The organism is Mesorhizobium sp. WSM4809 (assembly GCF_055811655.1).
Map to the genome: position 1 here is coordinate 1 of NZ_JBVVQW010000008.1, position 18495 is coordinate 18495.

Annotated in this window: 24 protein-coding genes and 1 tRNA gene; 11 read left to right on the forward strand and 14 right to left on the reverse strand. The window is 63.1% G+C overall.

Annotation, left to right across the window (positions count from 1 at the left end):
* Positions 1 to 160: 160 nt before the first annotated feature.
* The 8 genes from AC0L24_RS20290 to AC0L24_RS20325 all read right to left on the reverse strand — a co-directional run bounded on the left by AC0L24_RS20290 (position 161) and on the right by AC0L24_RS20325 (position 6056).
* Positions 161 to 1594, reverse strand: coding sequence for an aldehyde dehydrogenase family protein (locus tag AC0L24_RS20290; RefSeq protein ID WP_473564105.1), 1434 nt, complete (start codon positions 1592 to 1594; stop codon positions 161 to 163).
* Between the two features lie 161 nt (positions 1595 to 1755).
* Positions 1756 to 2139: an ACT domain-containing protein gene (locus AC0L24_RS20295; RefSeq protein ID WP_292335382.1), complete on the reverse strand. Its 384-nt coding sequence runs from the start codon at positions 2137 to 2139 to the stop codon at positions 1756 to 1758.
* Between the two features lie 15 nt (positions 2140 to 2154).
* Positions 2155 to 2634 (reverse strand): GNAT family N-acetyltransferase, encoded by a 480-nt coding sequence (locus AC0L24_RS20300; protein WP_127809735.1) that lies wholly within the window; start codon positions 2632 to 2634, stop codon positions 2155 to 2157.
* A gap of 210 nt (positions 2635 to 2844) precedes the next feature.
* Complete coding sequence (locus AC0L24_RS20305) at positions 2845 to 3585, reverse strand: SDR family oxidoreductase (protein WP_473564106.1); 741 nt, start codon at positions 3583 to 3585, stop codon at positions 2845 to 2847.
* A 64-nt stretch (positions 3586 to 3649) separates the two neighbouring features.
* Positions 3650 to 4219, reverse strand: a complete 570-nt coding sequence (locus AC0L24_RS20310; RefSeq protein ID WP_210214711.1) for a flavodoxin — start codon at positions 4217 to 4219, stop codon at positions 3650 to 3652.
* A 54-nt stretch (positions 4220 to 4273) separates the two neighbouring features.
* Complete coding sequence (locus AC0L24_RS20315) at positions 4274 to 5263, reverse strand: aldo/keto reductase (RefSeq protein ID WP_473564107.1); 990 nt, start codon at positions 5261 to 5263, stop codon at positions 4274 to 4276.
* A gap of 5 nt (positions 5264 to 5268) precedes the next feature.
* Complete coding sequence (locus AC0L24_RS20320) at positions 5269 to 5604, reverse strand: carboxymuconolactone decarboxylase family protein (protein WP_127294898.1); 336 nt, start codon at positions 5602 to 5604, stop codon at positions 5269 to 5271.
* A gap of 56 nt (positions 5605 to 5660) precedes the next feature.
* Positions 5661 to 6056: a (R)-mandelonitrile lyase gene (locus AC0L24_RS20325; RefSeq protein WP_473564108.1), complete on the reverse strand. Its 396-nt coding sequence runs from the start codon at positions 6054 to 6056 to the stop codon at positions 5661 to 5663.
* 153 nt (positions 6057 to 6209) lie between these two features.
* Here AC0L24_RS20325 and AC0L24_RS20330 point away from each other — a divergent pair, with 153 nt between their 5' ends.
* From AC0L24_RS20330 to AC0L24_RS20350, 5 genes are all read left to right on the forward strand, one after another.
* The gene (locus AC0L24_RS20330) at positions 6210 to 7103 is read left to right on the forward strand and encodes a LysR family transcriptional regulator (protein WP_292135332.1); all 894 of its coding nucleotides are present in this window, start codon (positions 6210 to 6212) and stop codon (positions 7101 to 7103) included.
* A gap of 151 nt (positions 7104 to 7254) precedes the next feature.
* Positions 7255 to 7632, forward strand: coding sequence for an ester cyclase (locus AC0L24_RS20335; protein WP_292696155.1), 378 nt, complete (start codon positions 7255 to 7257; stop codon positions 7630 to 7632).
* 116 nt (positions 7633 to 7748) lie between these two features.
* Positions 7749 to 8030: a type II toxin-antitoxin system ParD family antitoxin gene (locus tag AC0L24_RS20340; protein WP_292335374.1), complete on the forward strand. Its 282-nt coding sequence runs from the start codon at positions 7749 to 7751 to the stop codon at positions 8028 to 8030.
* A 117-nt stretch (positions 8031 to 8147) separates the two neighbouring features.
* Entirely contained in the window at positions 8148 to 8300 is a 153-nt protein-coding gene (locus AC0L24_RS20345) for a type II toxin-antitoxin system RelE/ParE family toxin (protein WP_245491313.1), read from the forward strand.
* A gap of 166 nt (positions 8301 to 8466) precedes the next feature.
* On the forward strand, positions 8467 to 9522 hold the full coding sequence (locus AC0L24_RS20350; RefSeq protein ID WP_292696151.1) for a YeiH family protein: 1056 nt from the start codon (positions 8467 to 8469) through the stop codon (positions 9520 to 9522).
* A gap of 13 nt (positions 9523 to 9535) precedes the next feature.
* Here AC0L24_RS20350 and AC0L24_RS20355 read toward each other — a convergent pair whose 3' ends face one another.
* The 3 genes from AC0L24_RS20355 to AC0L24_RS20365 form a co-directional block, all read right to left on the reverse strand.
* On the reverse strand, positions 9536 to 10033 hold the full coding sequence (locus AC0L24_RS20355; RefSeq protein ID WP_127271638.1) for a GAF domain-containing protein: 498 nt from the start codon (positions 10031 to 10033) through the stop codon (positions 9536 to 9538).
* 262 nt (positions 10034 to 10295) lie between these two features.
* A complete protein-coding gene (gene groL, locus AC0L24_RS20360) occupies positions 10296 to 11927 on the reverse strand; it encodes a chaperonin GroEL (RefSeq protein ID WP_127255944.1) in 1632 nt (543 codons plus the stop codon).
* 33 nt (positions 11928 to 11960) lie between these two features.
* Positions 11961 to 12299: a co-chaperone GroES gene (locus tag AC0L24_RS20365; protein ID WP_127269688.1), complete on the reverse strand. Its 339-nt coding sequence runs from the start codon at positions 12297 to 12299 to the stop codon at positions 11961 to 11963.
* Between the two features lie 250 nt (positions 12300 to 12549).
* Here AC0L24_RS20365 and AC0L24_RS20370 point away from each other — a divergent pair, with 250 nt between their 5' ends.
* Together AC0L24_RS20370 and AC0L24_RS20375 are read left to right on the forward strand one after the other, a co-directional pair.
* On the forward strand, positions 12550 to 12798 hold the full coding sequence (locus AC0L24_RS20370; protein ID WP_127269690.1) for a hypothetical protein: 249 nt from the start codon (positions 12550 to 12552) through the stop codon (positions 12796 to 12798).
* Positions 12795 to 13061, forward strand: a complete 267-nt coding sequence (locus AC0L24_RS20375; RefSeq protein WP_127269692.1) for a DUF1488 family protein — start codon at positions 12795 to 12797, stop codon at positions 13059 to 13061. The genes AC0L24_RS20370 and AC0L24_RS20375 overlap by 4 nt, the downstream gene beginning before the upstream one ends.
* A 28-nt stretch (positions 13062 to 13089) precedes the next feature.
* Here the strand turns inward: AC0L24_RS20375 and AC0L24_RS20380 are convergent, their stop codons facing one another.
* From AC0L24_RS20380 to AC0L24_RS20390, 3 genes are all read right to left on the reverse strand, one after another.
* Positions 13090 to 13281 carry a hypothetical protein gene (locus AC0L24_RS20380; protein ID WP_127269694.1) on the reverse strand — a complete coding sequence of 64 codons (192 nt, stop codon included), beginning with the start codon at positions 13279 to 13281 and terminating at the stop codon, positions 13090 to 13092.
* A gap of 5 nt (positions 13282 to 13286) precedes the next feature.
* Positions 13287 to 13490: a hypothetical protein gene (locus AC0L24_RS20385; RefSeq protein ID WP_127399473.1), complete on the reverse strand. Its 204-nt coding sequence runs from the start codon at positions 13488 to 13490 to the stop codon at positions 13287 to 13289.
* Between the two features lie 190 nt (positions 13491 to 13680).
* Positions 13681 to 13756, reverse strand: a tRNA-Cys gene (locus tag AC0L24_RS20390).
* A gap of 424 nt (positions 13757 to 14180) precedes the next feature.
* Here AC0L24_RS20390 and AC0L24_RS20395 point away from each other — a divergent pair.
* The 4 genes from AC0L24_RS20395 (at position 14181) to AC0L24_RS20410 (ending at position 18488) form a co-directional block, all read left to right on the forward strand.
* A complete protein-coding gene (locus AC0L24_RS20395) occupies positions 14181 to 15224 on the forward strand; it encodes a LacI family DNA-binding transcriptional regulator (RefSeq protein WP_127272522.1) in 1044 nt (347 codons plus the stop codon).
* A gap of 63 nt (positions 15225 to 15287) precedes the next feature.
* Positions 15288 to 16535: an ABC transporter substrate-binding protein gene (locus tag AC0L24_RS20400; protein WP_127326526.1), complete on the forward strand. Its 1248-nt coding sequence runs from the start codon at positions 15288 to 15290 to the stop codon at positions 16533 to 16535.
* Between the two features lie 172 nt (positions 16536 to 16707).
* On the forward strand, positions 16708 to 17631 hold the full coding sequence (locus tag AC0L24_RS20405; RefSeq protein WP_292662346.1) for a carbohydrate ABC transporter permease: 924 nt from the start codon (positions 16708 to 16710) through the stop codon (positions 17629 to 17631).
* On the forward strand, positions 17631 to 18488 hold the full coding sequence (locus tag AC0L24_RS20410; protein ID WP_473564109.1) for a carbohydrate ABC transporter permease: 858 nt from the start codon (positions 17631 to 17633) through the stop codon (positions 18486 to 18488). The genes AC0L24_RS20405 and AC0L24_RS20410 overlap by 1 nt, the downstream gene beginning before the upstream one ends.
* Positions 18489 to 18495 lie beyond the last annotated feature (7 nt).

Sequence of the window (18495 nt, forward strand, 5' to 3'; positions counted from 1 at the left end):
CCGCGAACCCATCATAAGGGGGAAAACTGTTACCTATCTATCCGGTTCAAACTGTTACCCATCTATCGGCTGGACACGGCCAGGGCAATGAGGGGCGGCGCTGACCTCGGCGATACCGGACGGACAGCGCGCCTCATATCGTGGCGCGCCCTGACCAATTTTACTCCGCCGCCTCATACCCCGCGATGCCCTTGATCTCGAGGAAATCCTCGAGCCCGTATTCGGCATATTCGCGGCCATTGCCGGACTGCTTGTAGCCGCCGAACGGCAGGCCGGCGTCCCACTGGGGATAGTTGATGTAGACATTGCCGGTTCGCATGCGCGCCGCGACTTCGCGCGCCTTCTTCATGTCCTTGGCCTGGATGTAGGAGGCGAGACCATAGACGGTGTCGTTGGCAGTCTCGACCACCTCGTCGACGCTGTCGTAGGGCATGATCGCCAGCACCGGCCCAAAGATCTCCTCGCGCGCGATGCGCATGTCGTGGGTGACGTCGGCGAACACCGTCGGCCTGACGTAATAGCCGCGGTTGAGTTCGGCCGGACGGCCGGGGCCGCCGGCGACCAGCGTCGCACCTTCATCGATGCCGGCCTGGATCAGGTCCTGGATCTTGTCGAACTGGATCTGGCTGACGACCGGGCCAAGCTTGGTGCCGGCGGCGTCGGCGGGGCCGACGGTGAACTTTTCCGCCGCGGCCTTGGCATAGCCGGCTGCCTCGTCATGGCGGTCGCGCGGCACGAACATGCGCGTCGGCGCGTTGCAGGACTGGCCGCTGTTGCTGAAGCAGCCGGCGACGCCCTTGCTGACGGCGCTTGCGAGGTCGACATCCCCGAACAGGATGTTGGCCGACTTGCCGCCAAGCTCCTGATGCACGCGCTTGACCGTGTCGGCGGCGGCCTTGGCCACCAGGATGCCGGCACGGGTTGAACCGGTGAACGACATCATGTCGATGTCAGGATGGCTGGACAGCGCCTGGCCGACGCCCGGTCCGTCGCCATTGACGAGGTTGAAGACGCCCTTCGGCACGCCGGCCTCGTCGAGGATTTCGGCGAAGATGATGGCGTCGAGCGGCGCGATCTCGGAGGGCTTCAGCACCATGGTGCAGCCGGCAGCAAGCGCCGGGCCGACCTTGCAGGTGATCTGGTTGAGCGGCCAGTTCCACGGCGTGATCAGCCCGACGACGCCGATCGGCTCCTTGACCACGAGATGGTTGCCCTTGACGTGGCGGAATTCGAAACTCTTCAGCACGTCGGCCATCTTCTGCAGATGCGCAAGACCGATGCCGACCTGACTGTCCAACGCCATCTGGCGCGGCGCGCCCATCTCGCGTGACACAGCGACGGCAAGATCGCCACTGCGCTTCTTGTAGACCGCGATGATGCGGTTCAACAGGTCGAGCCGCTCGCCAACCTCGGTGAAACCAAACCTGTTGAAGGCGCGCTTGGCGGCAGCCACCGCTTTGTCGACATCGGCCTTGGAGCCGAGCGAAATCTGCGCAAAGGCGTCCTCATTCGAGGGATCGATGACATCGAAAGCGTTGGGCACAACAGGATCGACCCACGCGCCATCGATATAGAACTGCAGATTGTGTGACATGGTTTTCTCCTTGGCCGCATCGTCGCGCCGGGCCGTCATATCTGGCTGGAGATAACGATGCACAAACGCCGCTGTCAAACGCAACCCCCGAAGTGGTTGAGCCAGTGCGGCAGTGATTGAGCCAGAGCGGTTGGGCCAGCAACCGGCTTGGTGACGATGGACTACAGCAGGATATGCCCGGCCTCGACCAGAAACCGCCTCGCCGCGGCCTGATCCGTCGCTTTCACCAACAGATGGTCGCCATCGAAAGTGGACACCAGGAAGATGCCCAACCCGTTTTCCGACAACGGCCTGATGACCGAGAGCACGATACCGGTTTCGTCGAAGGCAAACGGCCCCTGAAGCTTGAAGGCCACCCAGTCACCGTCCTGCCTGACACTATCCGGCACACGATCCTGCAGGCAAACGATCGAAAGCTCGTCGTCAGTCCTTGTGATGCTGACGAAGCCTGGCCCGTCCGCCCAACCGGGGATGGTCTCGCCCGCCGCCAGCCGGGCAACCGCGTAAAACCCTGAGAGTTGTTTGAGCCTGACGCAGATGGCCATTGTCGAACCCCTCCCTCAGATCGCCGGTGATCCCGCCAGCTTCTTGCTCATGTGGACCGTCATACCGTTCATGAACGGCTCTTCCCTATCGATGACATAGCCCTGCCTCTTGTAGAGCGACACATTCGCCTCGAAGGCGCCATTGGTCAGCAGGCGAAGCTCGGCACGTCCTGCTTCGATCGCCTTGCGCTCGGCCAGCTCCAGCAGCAGCCGGCCGATCCCCCTGCCCTGCGCCTGCGGTGCGACGCAGACATTCTCGATCCACAGGTGATCCTCGGCCAGCACGGTTTCGATCAGCCCGACGATCCGATCATCCTCCACGGCGAGATCGAACGGATGCTCGGCAACGGCCTTGTCATAGTCGGCGCGCATAGGCAGCGGCTCGCGGCCGATCACCGGCACCCATTTGGCATAGGCGGCACGAACGATATCCCGGATCGCGGCGGCGTCAGCAGGCACGGCCGGCCGAAGCCGGATGGAAGAATTGTTGGTCATCAAAGTGCTCCAGATATGAAAAACCCCGCCGGCGGTGTCGCGGGCGGGGCTGGAAACGAACGAACCGGGTCTATCCTGCCGGTCTTTGTCGTCGCGCAATCGTCTGCCGCTCCGCACTGTGCAGGGGCGGCGTCGCTTGGTGGGCGCGAGGACGAACATGGCGCCAAGCTGGAACAGGAAGCGCGGCGCGTCAAGACACCTACAACGGCTTCAGTATTCCTGCGCCGTCGGCCTGAACAGGATTTCGTTGATGTCAACCTCGTCAGGCTGGCTCATGGCGAACACCACCGTCCTGGCGAAGGAATCGGCGGGGATAGCCACCCGATCGTAGAGCGCGCGCACGCCTTCGGCGACATCGGCCTCGGTGACGCTGTCCGGCAGCTCGGTCGCCACGGCACCGGGCGAGATGATGGTGGTGCGGACGTTGTAGGGTTTCACTTCCTGGCGCAGACCTTCCGAGATGATGCGCACCGCGTGCTTGGTCGCGGCATAGACCGCTCCGCCCGGCCCGACCTTGTGGCCGGCGACCGACGAGACGTTGATGATGTGGCCGCTTTTCTGCGTCTTCATGTGCGGCAGCGCGGCGGCAATGCCATAGAGCACGCCCTTGATATTGACGTCGATCATCCGGTCCCAGTCCTCGACCTTGCCGCGCTCCAGTGGCGAGTGCGGCATCAGGCCGGCATTGTTGATGACGACGTCGACGCGGCCGTGCGTCTTGACCGCATGGTCGACCAGACGCCGGACCTGGCCGACATCGGTGACGTCGGTCTGAAGGATGGCGCCCTCGCCAAGTGAAAGCGCGCCGGCCAGCGCCTGCAACCGGTCGAGGCGGCGTGCGCCCAGCACCAGTTTCGCGCCCTCCCTGGCCAGAAGCCGTGCGGCGGCTTCGCCCAGCCCGCTGCTGGCGCCAGTGATGACGACGACTTTGTCCCTGATGTTCTCGGCCATGATTCTTTTCCTTCTGATCTTTGGCTTCGCTGCCCCCGGCAGCCTGGGCGGTCGCGTTGGCGGCTCAGCCGGGCAATTCGACCCGACCGAGCCAGCCGGTGACCTCTTCAAGCGTCTGGCGTTCCTGGTCGCACTGCTTGGAAAAACCCTCGATGAGCCGAGCCCCTGGTGCATGATCTGCGAGGACTTTCAGGCTCTGCCCTGTTCCGTAGCCGCCATGGGTGATGAACGGCACCAAGGTCTTGCCGGACAGATCGTGTTTCGACAGGAAGGAGCGGATCACCGAAGGCGCGGTCATGCCCCAGATCGGAAATCCGAGGAACACCGTCTCGTAGGTTCCGATATCAGGCACCGTGGCGGCCAGCGCCGGTTCGAAACCGGACTCCCGCTGCTGCTCCGCCACCGCAACCTGCTGCTTGTAGTCTTCCGGGTAGGGATCGACGGTCGCGATCTCGAAAATATCCGCTCGCAGAGTCCTGCTGATCTGGCGCGCGATAACCCGCGTGTTGCCGGTGCGGGTGTAGTAGGCCACCAGCACTTTGGCGCCGCCCGTTCGCCGCGCGCTCGACGCACTGGCGGGCCGGCTCGATCCGGGACTCAATCCGGCGCCCAGAGGCAGTGCAAGCATGGTCATCAGTGCACCTCGTCTTGAGACCGGTTGACGCATATGGCTCTCCTGCGCATGGCTCTAGCGATCGATCCTTGCTTCCTGTTGCGGAGAATAGCGCGCTCCCTGTACGGCAATCGCCGAGACCGCGTTCTCGATGTCGGCAAGATCGTTCGCCGTCAGCGCGATGGTGGCCGACGCGATGTTCTCTTCGAGGCGATTGAGCTTGGTGGTGCCGGGGATCGGAACGATCCACGTCTTCTGCGCCAGCAGCCAGGCGAGAGCGACCTGTGCTGAGGTCGCCTTCTTCTGGACTGCGATCACGCCGATCGCGTCGACCAGCGCCTGGTTCGCCTTGCGGGCGTTTTCCGCAAAACGCGGCACGGTGTTGCGGAAGTCGCTGCTGTCGAACGTCGTGCTGGCATCGATGGCGCCGGTGAGGAACCCCTTGCCCAGCGGGCTGAAGGGCACGAAGCCGATCCCCAGTTCTTCAAGCACCGGCAGGATCGCCTCTTCCGGTTCACGCCACCAGAGCGAATATTCGCTCTGGACCGCGGCGACCGGCTGTACCGCATGCGCACGCCGGATCGTGCGCACGCCCGCCTCGGAGAGACCGAAATGCTTCACCTTGCCTTGGCTGATCAAGTCCTTCACAGCGCCCGCCACCTCTTCGATCGGCACGACCGGATCGACGCGGTGCTGGTAGAGGAGGTCGATGCGGTCGGTCCTGAGCCGTCTGAGCGAGGCCTCGACGACGTCACGAATATGCTGCGGCCGGCTGTCCATGCCATCGTGTCCGGCTGTCCCGGCGATGTCGATGCCGAACTTGGTGGCGATCACCACCTGGTCGCGGATCGGCTGCAGCGCCTCGCCGACGACCTCCTCGTTCGTGAACGGTCCATAGACCTCCGCGGTGTCGAAGAAGGTGATGCCACGTTCGAACGCCGCCCTGATCAGGTGGACCGCATCCGCCGTCTCCATCGGCTGTCCGTACGACTGGCTCATTCCCATGCAGCCCAGTCCGATGGCCGAAACTTCGAGACCGCTGTTTCCAAGTGTGCGCTTCTGCATTGTCGTTATCCCTTCTTCTCGGCGTCGGCTTGTTCGAAGACCTTGCGGGCAATGCCGATCGCAGTGCTTGCAACGGGCCATCCGGCGTAGAAGGCGAGATGCGTAATGGTTTCGATGAGTTCGTCGCGGGTGACGCCATTGTCGAGCGCACGCTTCATGTGGAAAGGCATTTCATTGATCCGGTAGCCCGAAATCAGGCTGGTGACGGTGACGAGGCTGCGGTCGCGCGGCGACAGGCCGGGGCGTTCCCAAACGTCGCCGAACAGCACCTCGTCGGTGTATCTGCCAAGCGCGGGAGCGATATCGGAGAATGGGCTTTTCAGCCTTGGAACATCGGTCATGGTGGTCTCCTTCGTAGAGTTCGGGCGTTGAACTCGGCGCCACGCGCCGATACCTGTCAAATCCCGTATTGTTCGTCGCTGACATGCTCCAACCAGTCGACGACCTTGCCATCGAGCGCTTCGGCGATAGCGATGTGGCTCATCGCCGTGGTCGGCGCGGCGCCATGCCAATGCTTCTCTCCAGGCGCGAACCAGACGATGTCGCCAGGAAGGATCGGTTCGATTGAGCCGCCCTCGCGCTGCACCAGGCCTGCGCCCGATAGGACGATCAGCGTCTGGCCAAGCGGATGCGTGTGCCAGGCGGTGCGCGCACCGGGCTCGAAAGTCACGGTGGCGCCGCCGACGCGGGCGGGCTCGCTGCCCTTGAACGGCGCGTCGATGCGCACCGCGCCGGTGAAATAATCGGCCGATCCCCTGGCCGAGGCTTGAGAGCCGTTTCGCGTGATGTCCATGGTTTTGTCCCTTCCTGGCAACAGGCGTGACACGACCGCCGGTCTTCAGAGGCTGCCGGTAGAGGCGCCCGGTGTGATGACGCCTATCTAGGGTCTGCGATTGGTGCCGATTAGGTGCTATATCCAGCATGATCTTATGAAAGGGGCTCATGAATGCCGCGAGACAATCTGAATGAGCTAACCGCATTCCTCGCCGTCGCGCGCGAGGAAAGCTTCACCAGGGCGGCGGCCAAGCTCGGGGTTTCCCAATCGGCGCTCAGCCATACGGTGCGGGCGCTGGAGGAGCGGCTGGGCGTGCGGCTCCTGACCCGCACCACGCGCAGCGTGTCGCCCACCGAGGCCGGCGAGCGGCTGGCTCGCACCGTGGGGCCGCGGCTCGATGAGATCGAAGCCGAGATCGCGGCACTCAGCGCCTTGCGCGAAAAACCCGCCGGCACCATCCGCATCACCGCCGGTGAGCATGCCGCCGATGCGATCCTGTGGCCTGCCCTGGCGAAATTCCTGCCCGACTATCCTGACATCAAAGTCGAGATCATCGTCGACTACAGCCTGACCGACATCGTTGCCGAGCGCTTCGACGCCGGCGTGCGGCTGGGCGAACAGGTGGCGCGCGACATGATCGCGGTGCGCATCGGCCCCGACATGCGCATGGCGGTGGTCGGATCGCCGGCCTATTTCGCCAAATGGCCGAAACCGCGCACGCCACAGGACCTGACCACCCACAATTGCATCAATCTGCGGCTGCCCACCTATGGCGGGCTCTACGCCTGGGAGTTCGAGAAGGCCGGGCGCGAGCTGAAGGTGCGGGTCGAAGGCCAGTTGGTGTTCAATACGGCCGCGCTGCGCATGAACGCGGTGCTCGCCGGCCTCGGCCTTGCCTATCTGCCGGAGGAACAGGTAACGGCCCATCTGGCCGACGGCCGGCTGGTGCGGGTGCTCGCCGACTGGTGCGCGCCTTTCCCCGGCTACCACCTCTATTACCCCAGCCGCCGGCAAGCGACGCCGGCCTTCTCGCTGCTGGTCGACGCGCTACGCTACCGAGGCTAGAACAGGAAACCGGGTTTCCGAAAAAGATCATGCTCAAAACGAGCAGATAGAGCCCCATCCCGATTCGGGAACAGGCTCTCCATCTGGACTGTGCCCGCCGTCGTTCTATCTTCCGGATCGAGCAGATCTGACGAAATCCGGAGCTATCGCCGTGACCGTGACCGACCTTTATCGAGGCTACATCGCCTGCCTCAACAATCAGGACTGGCAGAAGCTGAATCGCTTCGTTCATGACGAGGTGCACTACAATGGCGACCGCGTCGGGCTGTCGGGATATCAAGAAATGCTGGAGCGCGATTTTCGGGAAATCCCGGACCTCTATTTCGACATCCAGCTGCTGATCGCCGAACCGCCGTTCATAGCCAGCCGGCTCCAGTTCAACTGCACGCCGAAGGGAACCTTCTTCGGCCTGCCCATCAACGGCCGCAAGATCTCCTTCAGCGAGAACGTCTTCTATGAATTCCTCGACGACAGGATCAGGAACGTTTGGTCGGTGATCGACAAGGCGGCCATCGAAGCGCAGCTTTGACGGCTGCGTGCGGCACCGCATCCTCCGGTTGGAAGCATCGTCAAGCATGCGAGCTGTCCATCGCCCTTGCAGCTGGTGGTAACTTGCCTACCTTGCATGCGTAGGAGACTATGCGGATGTCGAATGTCGAGAAGGTCAGCGTTGCCCTCACCCCTGAAATGGCAACCATGATGCGCGAGGTCGTCGCGGCGGGCGAATACGCCTCGGCAAGCGAAGTCATGCGTGAGGCGTTGCGCGAGTGGAAGTTTCGCCGCACTCAACGCGAACAGGCTGTCGACGAGTTGGGCCGGCTTTGGGACGAAGGCATCGCAAGCGGCAACGCTGTCGACGGACGCGAAGCCTTCGCCCGGATCAAAAGCAAGCTCGATGCGAGGATCGCCGAGCGCGAGTTGCGATGACGCTGCGCTTACGGCCCGAAGCCGAAGCGGACATTGAGGCCATCGCGCTCTATATCGCCGAGGATAGCATTGCGGTGGTATGATGAAATCCATGCTCAATGCCAGCGAATCGCCGAGATGCCGGGAATGGGTGTTGCTCGACCGGAAGTGCGAGCGGGCTTGCGCACCTTCCCCGCAGGAAATTACCTGGTCCTCTATCGCCAGATCGAGGACGGCGCGGAGATCGTGCGCGTTATCCATGGCGCACGGCAGTGGCAAGAATTGCTCTAGCCGGACGATTCTCTGAAGGTGCTCGCTGGACGGCCCCAAGGGGAGCCAATGCATGTTGCTCCATGACAATCGTTCGTAGAAATCGATCGTTCTAACGAAAATAATTCGTTGGAAAGATCGGTTGAGGAATGACATTCTCCCCAGGTACCCCCCCTGGAGCATTGCATTGTCTTCCGTTTCCCACTTCGCGAACGATATTCCGAAAAGCGCGTTTCCTGCCGATCTGACCCAAGGGCGAAAATCCCTCAATTGGAACGGCATCATCCCCGGCATCGTCTTGGTCACGATGATCACTGCGGTCGCCTTCTCGGCCCGCAACGTCTCCGGCTTCGCTTTGTTCAGCCCGATGATCCTCGCCGTCGTTGCCGGCATGATCTACTCCAACGTGCTGGGCACACCGGTGCACGCCAAAGCCGGGATCGCATTCTCGCAAAAGCGCCTGCTGCGCTTCGCCATCGTTCTGCTCGGCTTCCAGCTGACGCTCGGCCAAGTCGTCTCGATCGGCGCCGGCGGCGTCGGCATTGTCGCCGCCACGCTTGGCGCCACCTTCGTTTTCACCACCACGCTCGGTCGGCTGATCGGCGTCGACGCCAAGCTGGCGCAGCTGATCGCCGCCGGCACCTCGATCTGCGGCGCCTCGGCCATCGTCGCCACCAACATCGTCACCGATGCGCGCGACGAGGACGTAACCTACGCCGTCGCCTCGATCACCTTGTTCGGCACCGTCGCCATGCTCGGCTTCCCGCTCATGGCGCCCCTGCTCGGCCTCGACCAGCACGCTTTCGGCCTGTGGGCCGGCGCCTCGATCCATGAAGTGGCGCAAGTCATCGGCGCTGGCTTCCAGAACGGCACCCAGTCCGGCGAGATCGCTACCGTCGCCAAGCTGACCCGCGTCGCCATGCTGGCGCCGATGGTCGTCGCGCTCGGCCTGATGGCGCGCCGCAGGAGCAGCAGTGAGGTAGCGGCGCGGCCGCCCATGCCGTGGTTCGTCGCCGCCTTTGTCGCCATCGCGGCGCTGAACAGCCTCGTCACGGTGCCAGCCGAGGTGAAGTCGGCAATGGCGCTCGCCACCACCATCATGCTGACCATGGGGCTGGCCGCCATGGGCCTGCAGGCCGACATCTCGCAGCTGCGCTCGCGCGGCCTGCGCCCGCTGGCGCTCGCCTTCTCGGCCTTCCTGTTCATCGGCTGCTTCAGCCTGATGCTGGTGAAATTCACCTAGTCTAAACCGGGCCTCAGTCCTCGAACGAACTCGACGCGGCATAGATCGCCGCCAGCGTCTCGATGCCGGCCTGGTCGGCCTTGTCGAAGCGGCCGGGCAGCGGGCTGTCGAGATCGAGCACGCCGAAGACGCCTTCATCGTCCTCGAGCAGCACCACCAGTTCCGAGCGCGAGTCCGCATCGCAGGCGATGTGGCCGGGAAAATCATGCACGTCCTTGATCAGCATCGAGGTGCCGAGTTCGACCGCCGTTCCGCACACGCCCTTGCCGACGGCGATGCGCACGCAGGCCGGCTTGCCCTGGAACGGCCCGAGCACCATTTCCTCGTCCGATTGCAGGAAATAGAACCCGGCCCAGTTGAGGTCCGGCACCATCTGGAAGATGAGTGCTGCGGTGTTGGCGGCGTTGGCGATCGAATCGCGCTCGCCGTCGAGCAGCGCCTTAAGCTGAGTGGCGAGGTCGCGGTAGAACGCGGCCTTGTCTGAGGTGTCGATGGCCTTGGCCGCAAACATGAACGTGTCTCCGTATAGGGGGTGGCGGTTCGTCCGATCGCTTGCCAAAGTCCGGCGAGCTCCGCAACCAGACGGCCGCCTGGACAGTCTAGCGTGGATTGCGTCCCCTCCGAAAGCCGCAAGATAAGGATTGCCTCCCGGCGCTGAGCCGGTCGGCAAGGCAGCTATGCGTAAACTTTGCGATGGATCATCTTGAGAATCATGACGGCCCCGATCGGGGGCCGCCATTCACATCTCAAACAGGTCGAACAAGTCCTGGGTTTTAGTAGCCGCCCATGCCGCCACCGCCGCCACCCGCAGGCGCGGCATCCTTGGCCGGGATGTCGGTGATCATCGCTTCGGCGGTGATCAGGAGGGCTGCGATCGAACCGGCATCCTGCAGTGCGGTACGCACCACTTTCGCCGGATCGACGATGCCTGCCTTGATCATGTCAACATAGACCTCGTTCTGGGCGTCAAAACCCTGATTGTGGTCCTTGCTGTCGGTGAGCTTGCCGACGACGATGGAGCCCTCGACGCCGGAATTCTCGGCGATCTGGCGGATCGGCGCTTCAAGCGCCCGCAGCACGATCGTAATGCCGGCCGTGACATCGGCATTGGCGCCGGTCAGGCCGCCAAGCACCGAGCGGGCACGCAGCAGAGCCACGCCGCCGCCGGGCACGATGCCTTCTTCAACCGCCGCGCGGGTGGCGTTCAGCGCATCGTCGATGCGGTCCTTCTTTTCCTTGACTTCCGACTCGGTGACGCCGCCGACGCGGATGACGGCAACGCCGCCGGAGAGCTTGGCCAGCCGCTCCTGCAGCTTTTCCTTGTCGTAGTCGGAGGTCGTCTCCTCGATCTGGCCCTTGATCTGGGCGACGCGCGCCTGGATGGTCGCCTTGGTGCCGGCCCCGTCGATGATCGTGGTGGTGTCCTTCTCGATCAGCACACGCTTGGCGCGGCCGAGCATCTCGATGGTGACGTTTTCGAGCTTGATGCCGAGGTCTTCCGAGATCATCTGGCCTGATGTCAGCACGGCGATGTCTTCCAGCATTGCCTTGCGGCGATCGCCGAAGCCCGGCGCCTTGACGGCCGCGACCTTGAGGCCGCCGCGCAGCTTGTTGACGACCAGCGTCGCCAGAGCCTCGCCCTCGACGTCCTCGGAGATGATCAGCAGCGGCCTGCCGCTCTGCACCACCGCTTCGAGGATCGGCAGCATCGCCTGCAGATTGCCGAGCTTCTTCTCGTGGATGAGGATGTAGGGCTCTTCCAGCTCGACGCGCATCTTGTCGGCATTGGTGACGAAATAGGGCGAGAGATAGCCGCGGTCGAACTGCATGCCTTCGACGACGTCGAGTTCGGTCTCGGCGGTCTTGGCTTCCTCGACGGTGATGACGCCGTCATTGCCGACCTTGTCCATCGCTTTGGCGATCATCTCGCCGACGCTGGCATCGCCATTGGCGGCGATGGTGCCGACCTGTGCGATCTCGGCCGACGACTTGACCTTCTTGGCGCGCGCCTGGATTTCCTTGACCACGGCGGAAACCGCCTGGTCGATGCCGCGCTTCAAATCCATGGGGTTCATGCCGGCGGCGACCAGCTTGGCGCCTTCGCGCAGGATCGAGGCGGCCAGCACCGTGGCGGTGGTGGTGCCGTCACCGGCGAGGTCGTTGGTCTTCGAGGCCACTTCGCGCACCATCTGGGCGCCCATGTTCTCGAACTTGTCGGCAAGCTCGATTTCCTTGGCGACGGTGACGCCGTCCTTGGTGATGCGCGGCGCGCCATAGGCCTTGTCGATGATGACGTTGCGGCCCTTGGGGCCGAGCGTGACCTTCACCGCATTGGTGAGGATCTCGACGCCGCGCAGCATGCGGTCGCGCGCGTCGGTGGAGAATTTGATTTCCTTGGCAGACATGATTTTTATCCAGTTCGTTCGGAGAAAATGAGGTCAGGCAGCTTTCTTGGCGGCCACGGTCTTGTCGGTTGCGGCCGTCTCGCTCTTGTCGATAACGCCCATGATGTCGGCTTCCTTCATGATCAGAAGGTCCTCGCCGTCGATCTTGACCTCGGTGCCCGACCATTTGCCGAACAGGATGAAGTCGCCGGCCTTGACGTCGAGCGGAACAAGCGTGCCGTTTTCGTCGCGTGCGCCAGGGCCGACGGCGATGACTTCGCCCTCCTGCGGCTTTTCCTTGGCAGTGTCGGGGATGATGATCCCGCCCTTGGATTTGATATCGCCTTCGGCGCGACGAATGACGACGCGGTCGTGGAGTGGCCGAAATTTCATGGGAACTTTCTTTCTGGGGCCGGCACAGGCGGCCACGCCCCTCCTCTATAGACGCGTTGGCACTCGATAGATAGGAGTGCCAAAAATTATTCGCGGGCCAAATTAAATATTCAAAAGTATTATTTCAGCTGGCCGTTTCGTGATATCCGCAGAATGTCAAATAATTCAAAAGATTGAATTTTGCCGATCGAGTGCCTATTTATCGGACAAGTTCACTTTCACGATTTCAGGCACAAGGGAGATTTCTTCGATGGCCGAAGGCAATCAGACGATCATGGAAAAAGCTGAAGCCCGCTTTGTCGACAAGCAGAAGAAGACAGCGGAGAAAAACAAGGCGACCGCCGAATATATGTCCGAGGCAAGAGCCAGGGAGATCAAGACGGCAAGGCTGAGGGAGCTTCGGCTGGCCAAGGAAGAGGCCGATCGTGTCGCCGAGGCCCTCAATCCTACGCCGAAGAAGAAGCGGGCGACCAAGAAAGCCACGGAGGCCAAGACATGAGCCTCACCTTCCCCAACCCCAGCCGCAGCTATGACGAAGCGGGCCAGCGCATTCGTTTCGTCGGCCATGACGGCATGTTCCAGATCTCATTTTCCGTCGCTGCCGACGCCATGGCCAAGATGCGGCCGGGCACTGCTGCCGATGAAGCCGGTTATCTCCAGACATTCGACACCGAGAGCAGCGCCATCCGCGAGGTGGCGTCGAAGGCCTACGACCGCACCCGCAAGAGCATGTATGTGCTGACGGCGGCCGATTTCGGCTGAAATGCCGGCGAGTTGGCGCTGACCGCGATCAGGTCTTGCGCTCGGCCCTTTCGCGGCGTTTGACGTCGCGGACATTCATCTGCACGACCATGTCCTCGGCCTCGCGCGGCCCCATCCCGACCATCACCTTTTGCCGGACAACCGCAGGCTGGCCGGTGAAGACATCGATGATGCTCCAACTCTGGGGAAGCTCCATGCGCACCGTGTAGCGGTTGGCCATGCCGGTCAGCCTTGCATCCTGAAAAACACGGCGCCCAGGATCAGCACCGTCCAGGCGACGACCGACAGTTTCAGCACCATGCCGCCATGCGCAGCCAGAAGCTTCCGCAGGTGCGGCACACCTGCCGGCGAGATTGGTGCCGCCGCCAAGGCGACAGGGGTCTTGAGGCCAAGTTTTCCAAAAACGGGCAGCAGCGACGGTTCACGCACGAAAGGCCTCGAATGTAAGGAAAAAGCGAAGCAACAACGCTCGCCTCCCTTCCATAGCACTCTTTTCGCGAGCGCCTGCATGCCAAATTCAAGACAGGACTGCTTTGACGGCCGGTCCGTACTGCCTTCGCAACACACAATCTATTCGTGGGACCTGACTGCGCTCGGGGCAGATTGGGACGCCAAATTCTGGAGGCCTCGCCTCGGGATCGAACCGAGGCTTCAGAGATTTGCCGTCTCCAGCGTAGCCGCTCCGCCACGAGGCCATGGCTGTCGAAGTAGCGGCCAAATATTTACGGAAAGGTTAATCCCGAGGGGATTGTTCAGAATTTTCGGGATCGAGTTTCAGAGTGTTCGCCAGCCAACCTTGCCGGGCCTAGCTTCCGGCACAGAGTTGCGATCCCTCACGCCCAAGCGGCAGCCCGCCCCGTCTCGACCGAGGGCGTCCAGCACTGCGACTGACGTTCTTCCCCTGAGCTACGCGCTTCCGAGGCTGCTTTATACCCCGGGTTGCATTTCGGAGGAGAGGAGCGGAGGCCAACCAACTTTCCCCTTGAACAGCGATTCGATCTGGCTTAGCTTCATCTGAGAAAAGGTTTTCCCAAGCAATTGTCGTTGGGCTCGGCCACCAGCCGGGCCTCATCCGGCTCGGTAAGAGAAAACCTTTTCCCAACCAAGGATCTCGGCGCGATGCCATCGGACGATCTGCCTGTTCCGGTCTTTTCCAAGCCAGTCACCTTGCGTGACGTGGCCGCCCAGGCCGGAGTCAGTGTCGCCACCGCATCCAAGGCACTCAATGGCCAGGGCCGGATGACAGCCGAGACGCGCGAGCGCATTCGCGAGACCGCCCGGCGGCTTGGCTTCCGGCCCAACAGCCTGGCGCAAAGCCTGCTCCGGCGGCGCAGCTTCACCGTCGGCCTACTCACCAACGATACCTATGGCCGCTTCTCGCTGCCGCTGATGTCGGGCATTTCGGACGCGCTGGTCGACAATGGCGTCTCGGTGTTCCTGTGCAATGTCGAGGAGGATCCGCGGCTGGGCCAGATGCATGTCGACGCCATGCTCGACAAGCGCGTTGATGGCATCATCGCCACCGGCAAGCGCATCGATCGCCATCTGCCCGTCGACCTCTCCAATCTGCGCGTCCCGGTGATCTATGCCTTCACGCAGCCAGATCCCGACGCCGTCGCCTTCGTCTCGGACGATGTTGGCGGCGCCCGGCTGGCCGTCGAGCATTTCTGCCGGCTGGGCCGCAAGCGCATCGCCCACGTCACCGGGCCGGCGAGCTTTGCCGTGGTGCACGCGCGCGTCCAGGCTTACCGCGACGTGCTCGTCGAAAACGGCCTGACGGTCAGCGAGCCGCTGCTCGGCTCCTGGTCGGAAGCCTGGGGTCACCAGGCGGTTGCGCAACTGTTCGACGGTAAAAGCGAAAGGCCGGACGCGGTCTTCTGCGGCAACGACCAGATCGCGCGCGGCGTCATCGATGCGCTGCGCGAACGCGGCCTCGACGTCCCCAGTGATGTCGGCGTCATCGGTTTCGACAATTGGGAGATCGTGGCCGAGGCGACGCGCCCGCCGCTGACCTCTGTCGACATGAACCTTGTCGCGCTCGGGCGCGAGGCCGGGTTGACCCTGCTTTCGCTGGTCGGCGGCAAGCCCGCCGCGCCGGGCATTCGAAAACTGCCGTGCCGGCTGGTGGTGCGGCAGTCATGCGGCCATCCGCCGGGTGGCTGAAAACGAAGCGCCGCGCAATCGGCGCCAAGCCGCGGACCGCGGCCAACCTTGGAGGAGGAGAACATGAGGAACCTGATTGCCAAACTGACCCTGGCCGCTGCCGTTCTGGGTGGCGGTCTCGGCACTGCCGCCGCCGAGACGGCCAACATCTGGGTGCGCGCCGACGGCTCGAATTTCATGCCGAGGATCGTCGATGCCTACAACAAGGCGCACACCAACCAGGTCAAACTCGACATCATTCCCAATGCCGAGATCATCCCAAAATACGGCGCCGCGGCCGCCGGCGGCACGGCGCCCGACGCGCTGTCGCTCGACTTGATCTACACGCCCTCCTTCGCCGCAGCCGGCCAATTGGAGGACATTACCGACTGGGCAAAGTCCCTGCCCTATTTTGCCAGCCTGTCGCCGGCGCATGTGAAGACCGGCACCTACAAGGATCACATCTATGGCCTGCCCTTCTCCGCCGACGCCTCGGTGCTGATCTGGAACAAGAAGCTGTTCAAGCAGGCCGGCCTCGACCCCGAAAAAGGACCAGCCAACTGGGCCGAGATCGCGGCCGATGCCGAGAAGGTCAACGCGCTCGGCGGCAACATCAAGGGCTTCTACTTCTCCGGCAATTGCGGCGGCTGCAACATCTTCACCTTCACACCCCTGATCTGGGCGTCGGGCGGCGACATCCTGAGCGAAGACGGCTCGAAGGCGACGCTGGACAGCCCGCAACTGCGCGGCGCCATCGATCTCTACCGCTCGATGGTCAAGAAGGACCTGGTGCCGGCGGGCGCGCAGACCGATACCGGCGCGAACTTCTTTGCGGCATTTGCCGCCGGCAATATCGGCATCTCGCCGTCCGGCGCCTTCGCCATCGGCGCGCTCAACACCCAGTATCCCGATATCGACTACGGCGTCACCTTCCTGCCGGGCAAGGACAGCGGCTGGTCGTCCTTTGCCGGCGGCGACAATTTCGTCGTCACCAAGGGCACCACGAAACTGCCCGTGGTGAAGGAGTTCCTCGACTTCGCCTATTCGCTTGAAGGCCAGACCATCCTTGCCAAATACGGCAGCCTGCCGGTGCGCGGCGACATCGCCAAGGAGGCGCTGAAGGATCTCGATCCGCGCTACCAGGTCGCCGCCGAGGCCATGACCAAGGGCAAGACACCCTATTCGGTGGTGTTCAACGACCTGATCAACTCCGCCAACGGGCCGTGGACGCAGATGATCAACGAGGTCTTCTTCGGCGACGATGTCGACGGCGCCATAGCCAACGCACAAGAGACGATGCAATCGATCATCGACCAGGCGCCGCAGAAATAGCCCAACCTCACCTCCCCCTTGAGGGGAGGTCGGACCGCAGGTCCGGGTGGGGTCGCCACCGCAGTGCTCGACGTTTCTTGATGTCGGCGCGCTCCGCAGAGGACCCCACCCCCGGCCTACGGCCGGACCCTCCCCTCAAGGGGGAGGGGGACGCAGCGCCAAGGGAACAGCCATGACCGTCATCACCGCAGCAACCCCTGCCCCACCCCGCGCCCGCAAGGTCGCTAGCCGCCAACAATGGATCGGCCTGCTCTATGTCGCGCCGGCTGTCGCGCTGGTCGTCGTCTTTTTCCTGATCCCGCTCGGCATGACGGCGTGGATGTCGCTGCACAATTGGCCGCTGATGGGCGAGCACAGTTATATCGGCCTCGGCAATTACGTCGCCATCCTGCGCGACACCAGGTTCTGGAACGCGCTGCGCTTCACCGCCTTCTACACGGTGATCGTCACCATCGCGATCTTCGTGGTGGCCTTTCCGCTGGCGCTGTTCGTCGAACGGCCGCGGCCGCTGACCAATCTCTACCGCACCATGTTCTTCATGCCGGCGGTTGTCGGTTTCGCCTCGGCCAGCCTGCTCTGGTCGTGGTTGCTGAATGTCGATTCCGGCCTGTTCAGCCCGGCTGCCTACGACCTCGGACTGATCGACAGGAAGTTCAACCTTCTGGCCACCTTCCAGCCGGCCTTCTGGTCGATCATCGCCATGGTCGTCTGGAAGGTCGCCGGCTTCACCATGATCATCCTGATGGCCGGCCTGCAATCGATCCCGCAGGACCTGCAGGAGGCGGCCGTCATCGACGGTGCCGGGCCTTTCGCCAGGTTCAGGGCGATCACCTTGCCGCTGATGCGCCGCACGCTGGCGCTGGCGCTGATCCTGTCGGTCGCCGGCTCGATCCTCGCCTTCGACCAGTTCTACATCATCCTGCGCGGCGGCCCGCGCAACCATACGCTGACGGCGGTCTACTGGATCTTCAACCAGTCCTTCGTGTCGTTCAAGCTCGGCTATGGCGCGGCACTTTCCATGGTGCTGCTGGTCATCCTGGTGGCGCTCAGCCTCGTCCAGCTATGGTTGTTGCGCAAGCCGGAGGGTCTCGACTGATGGCGCAGGCCGCCTCCCGTAGCCGCCGGCTCCTGAGCGGCGTCGCAGAGCATTCTACCGGCATCGTCGCCTCGGTGCTGTTCGCCGCGCCGATTGTTTGGGCGGTGCTGTCGGCGTTCAAGCCGGCGGCCGAAGCACGCCTGCCGCCGCTGCCGCCGTGGCCGACGTCGGGGTTCTCGCTGGAGAACTATGCCACGCTCAACAGCTTCGGCGACGGGCTGTGGGTCTCGGCGCAAAACAGCATCTATGTCTCGGTGATGACGGTGGTGCTGTCGGTCGCCGTCAGCGTGCTGGCCGGCTACGGCTTTTCGCGGTTCCGGTTTCCGTTCAAGGACCTGTTCTTCATCCTCATCCTGTCGACGATCATGATCCCGTTCCAGTCGATCCTGACGCCGATCTTCCTGGTGCTGACCAAGCTTGGCCTGCACAACACCCTGACCGGCCTGGTCGGCGTCTATGTGACGCTGCAACTGCCGTTCTCGATCTTCATGATGCGCAACGCCTTCGACGCCGTGCCGCGCGAAATCGAGGAGGCCGCCCGCATGGACGGTGCCAGCAATCTCACCATGCTTTTGAAGGTGATGCTGCCGCTGGTCTGGCCGGGCGTCGTCACCATCGCCCTGTTTGCCTTCCTCGGCGCCTGGAACGAATTCCTCGCCGCCCTCGTGCTGATGACCGACCAATCCAAGTTCACGCTGCCGGTGATGATGACCGCACTGCAGTCGGGCCGCTTCGGCGCCATCGACTGGGGCGCGGTGCAGGCGGGCGTCACCGTGATGATGGTGCCGTGCCTCATCCTCTTCCTGGCGCTGCAGCGCTTCTACATCCGCGGCCTGATGGCCGGGGCCGTCAAATAGAATGGAG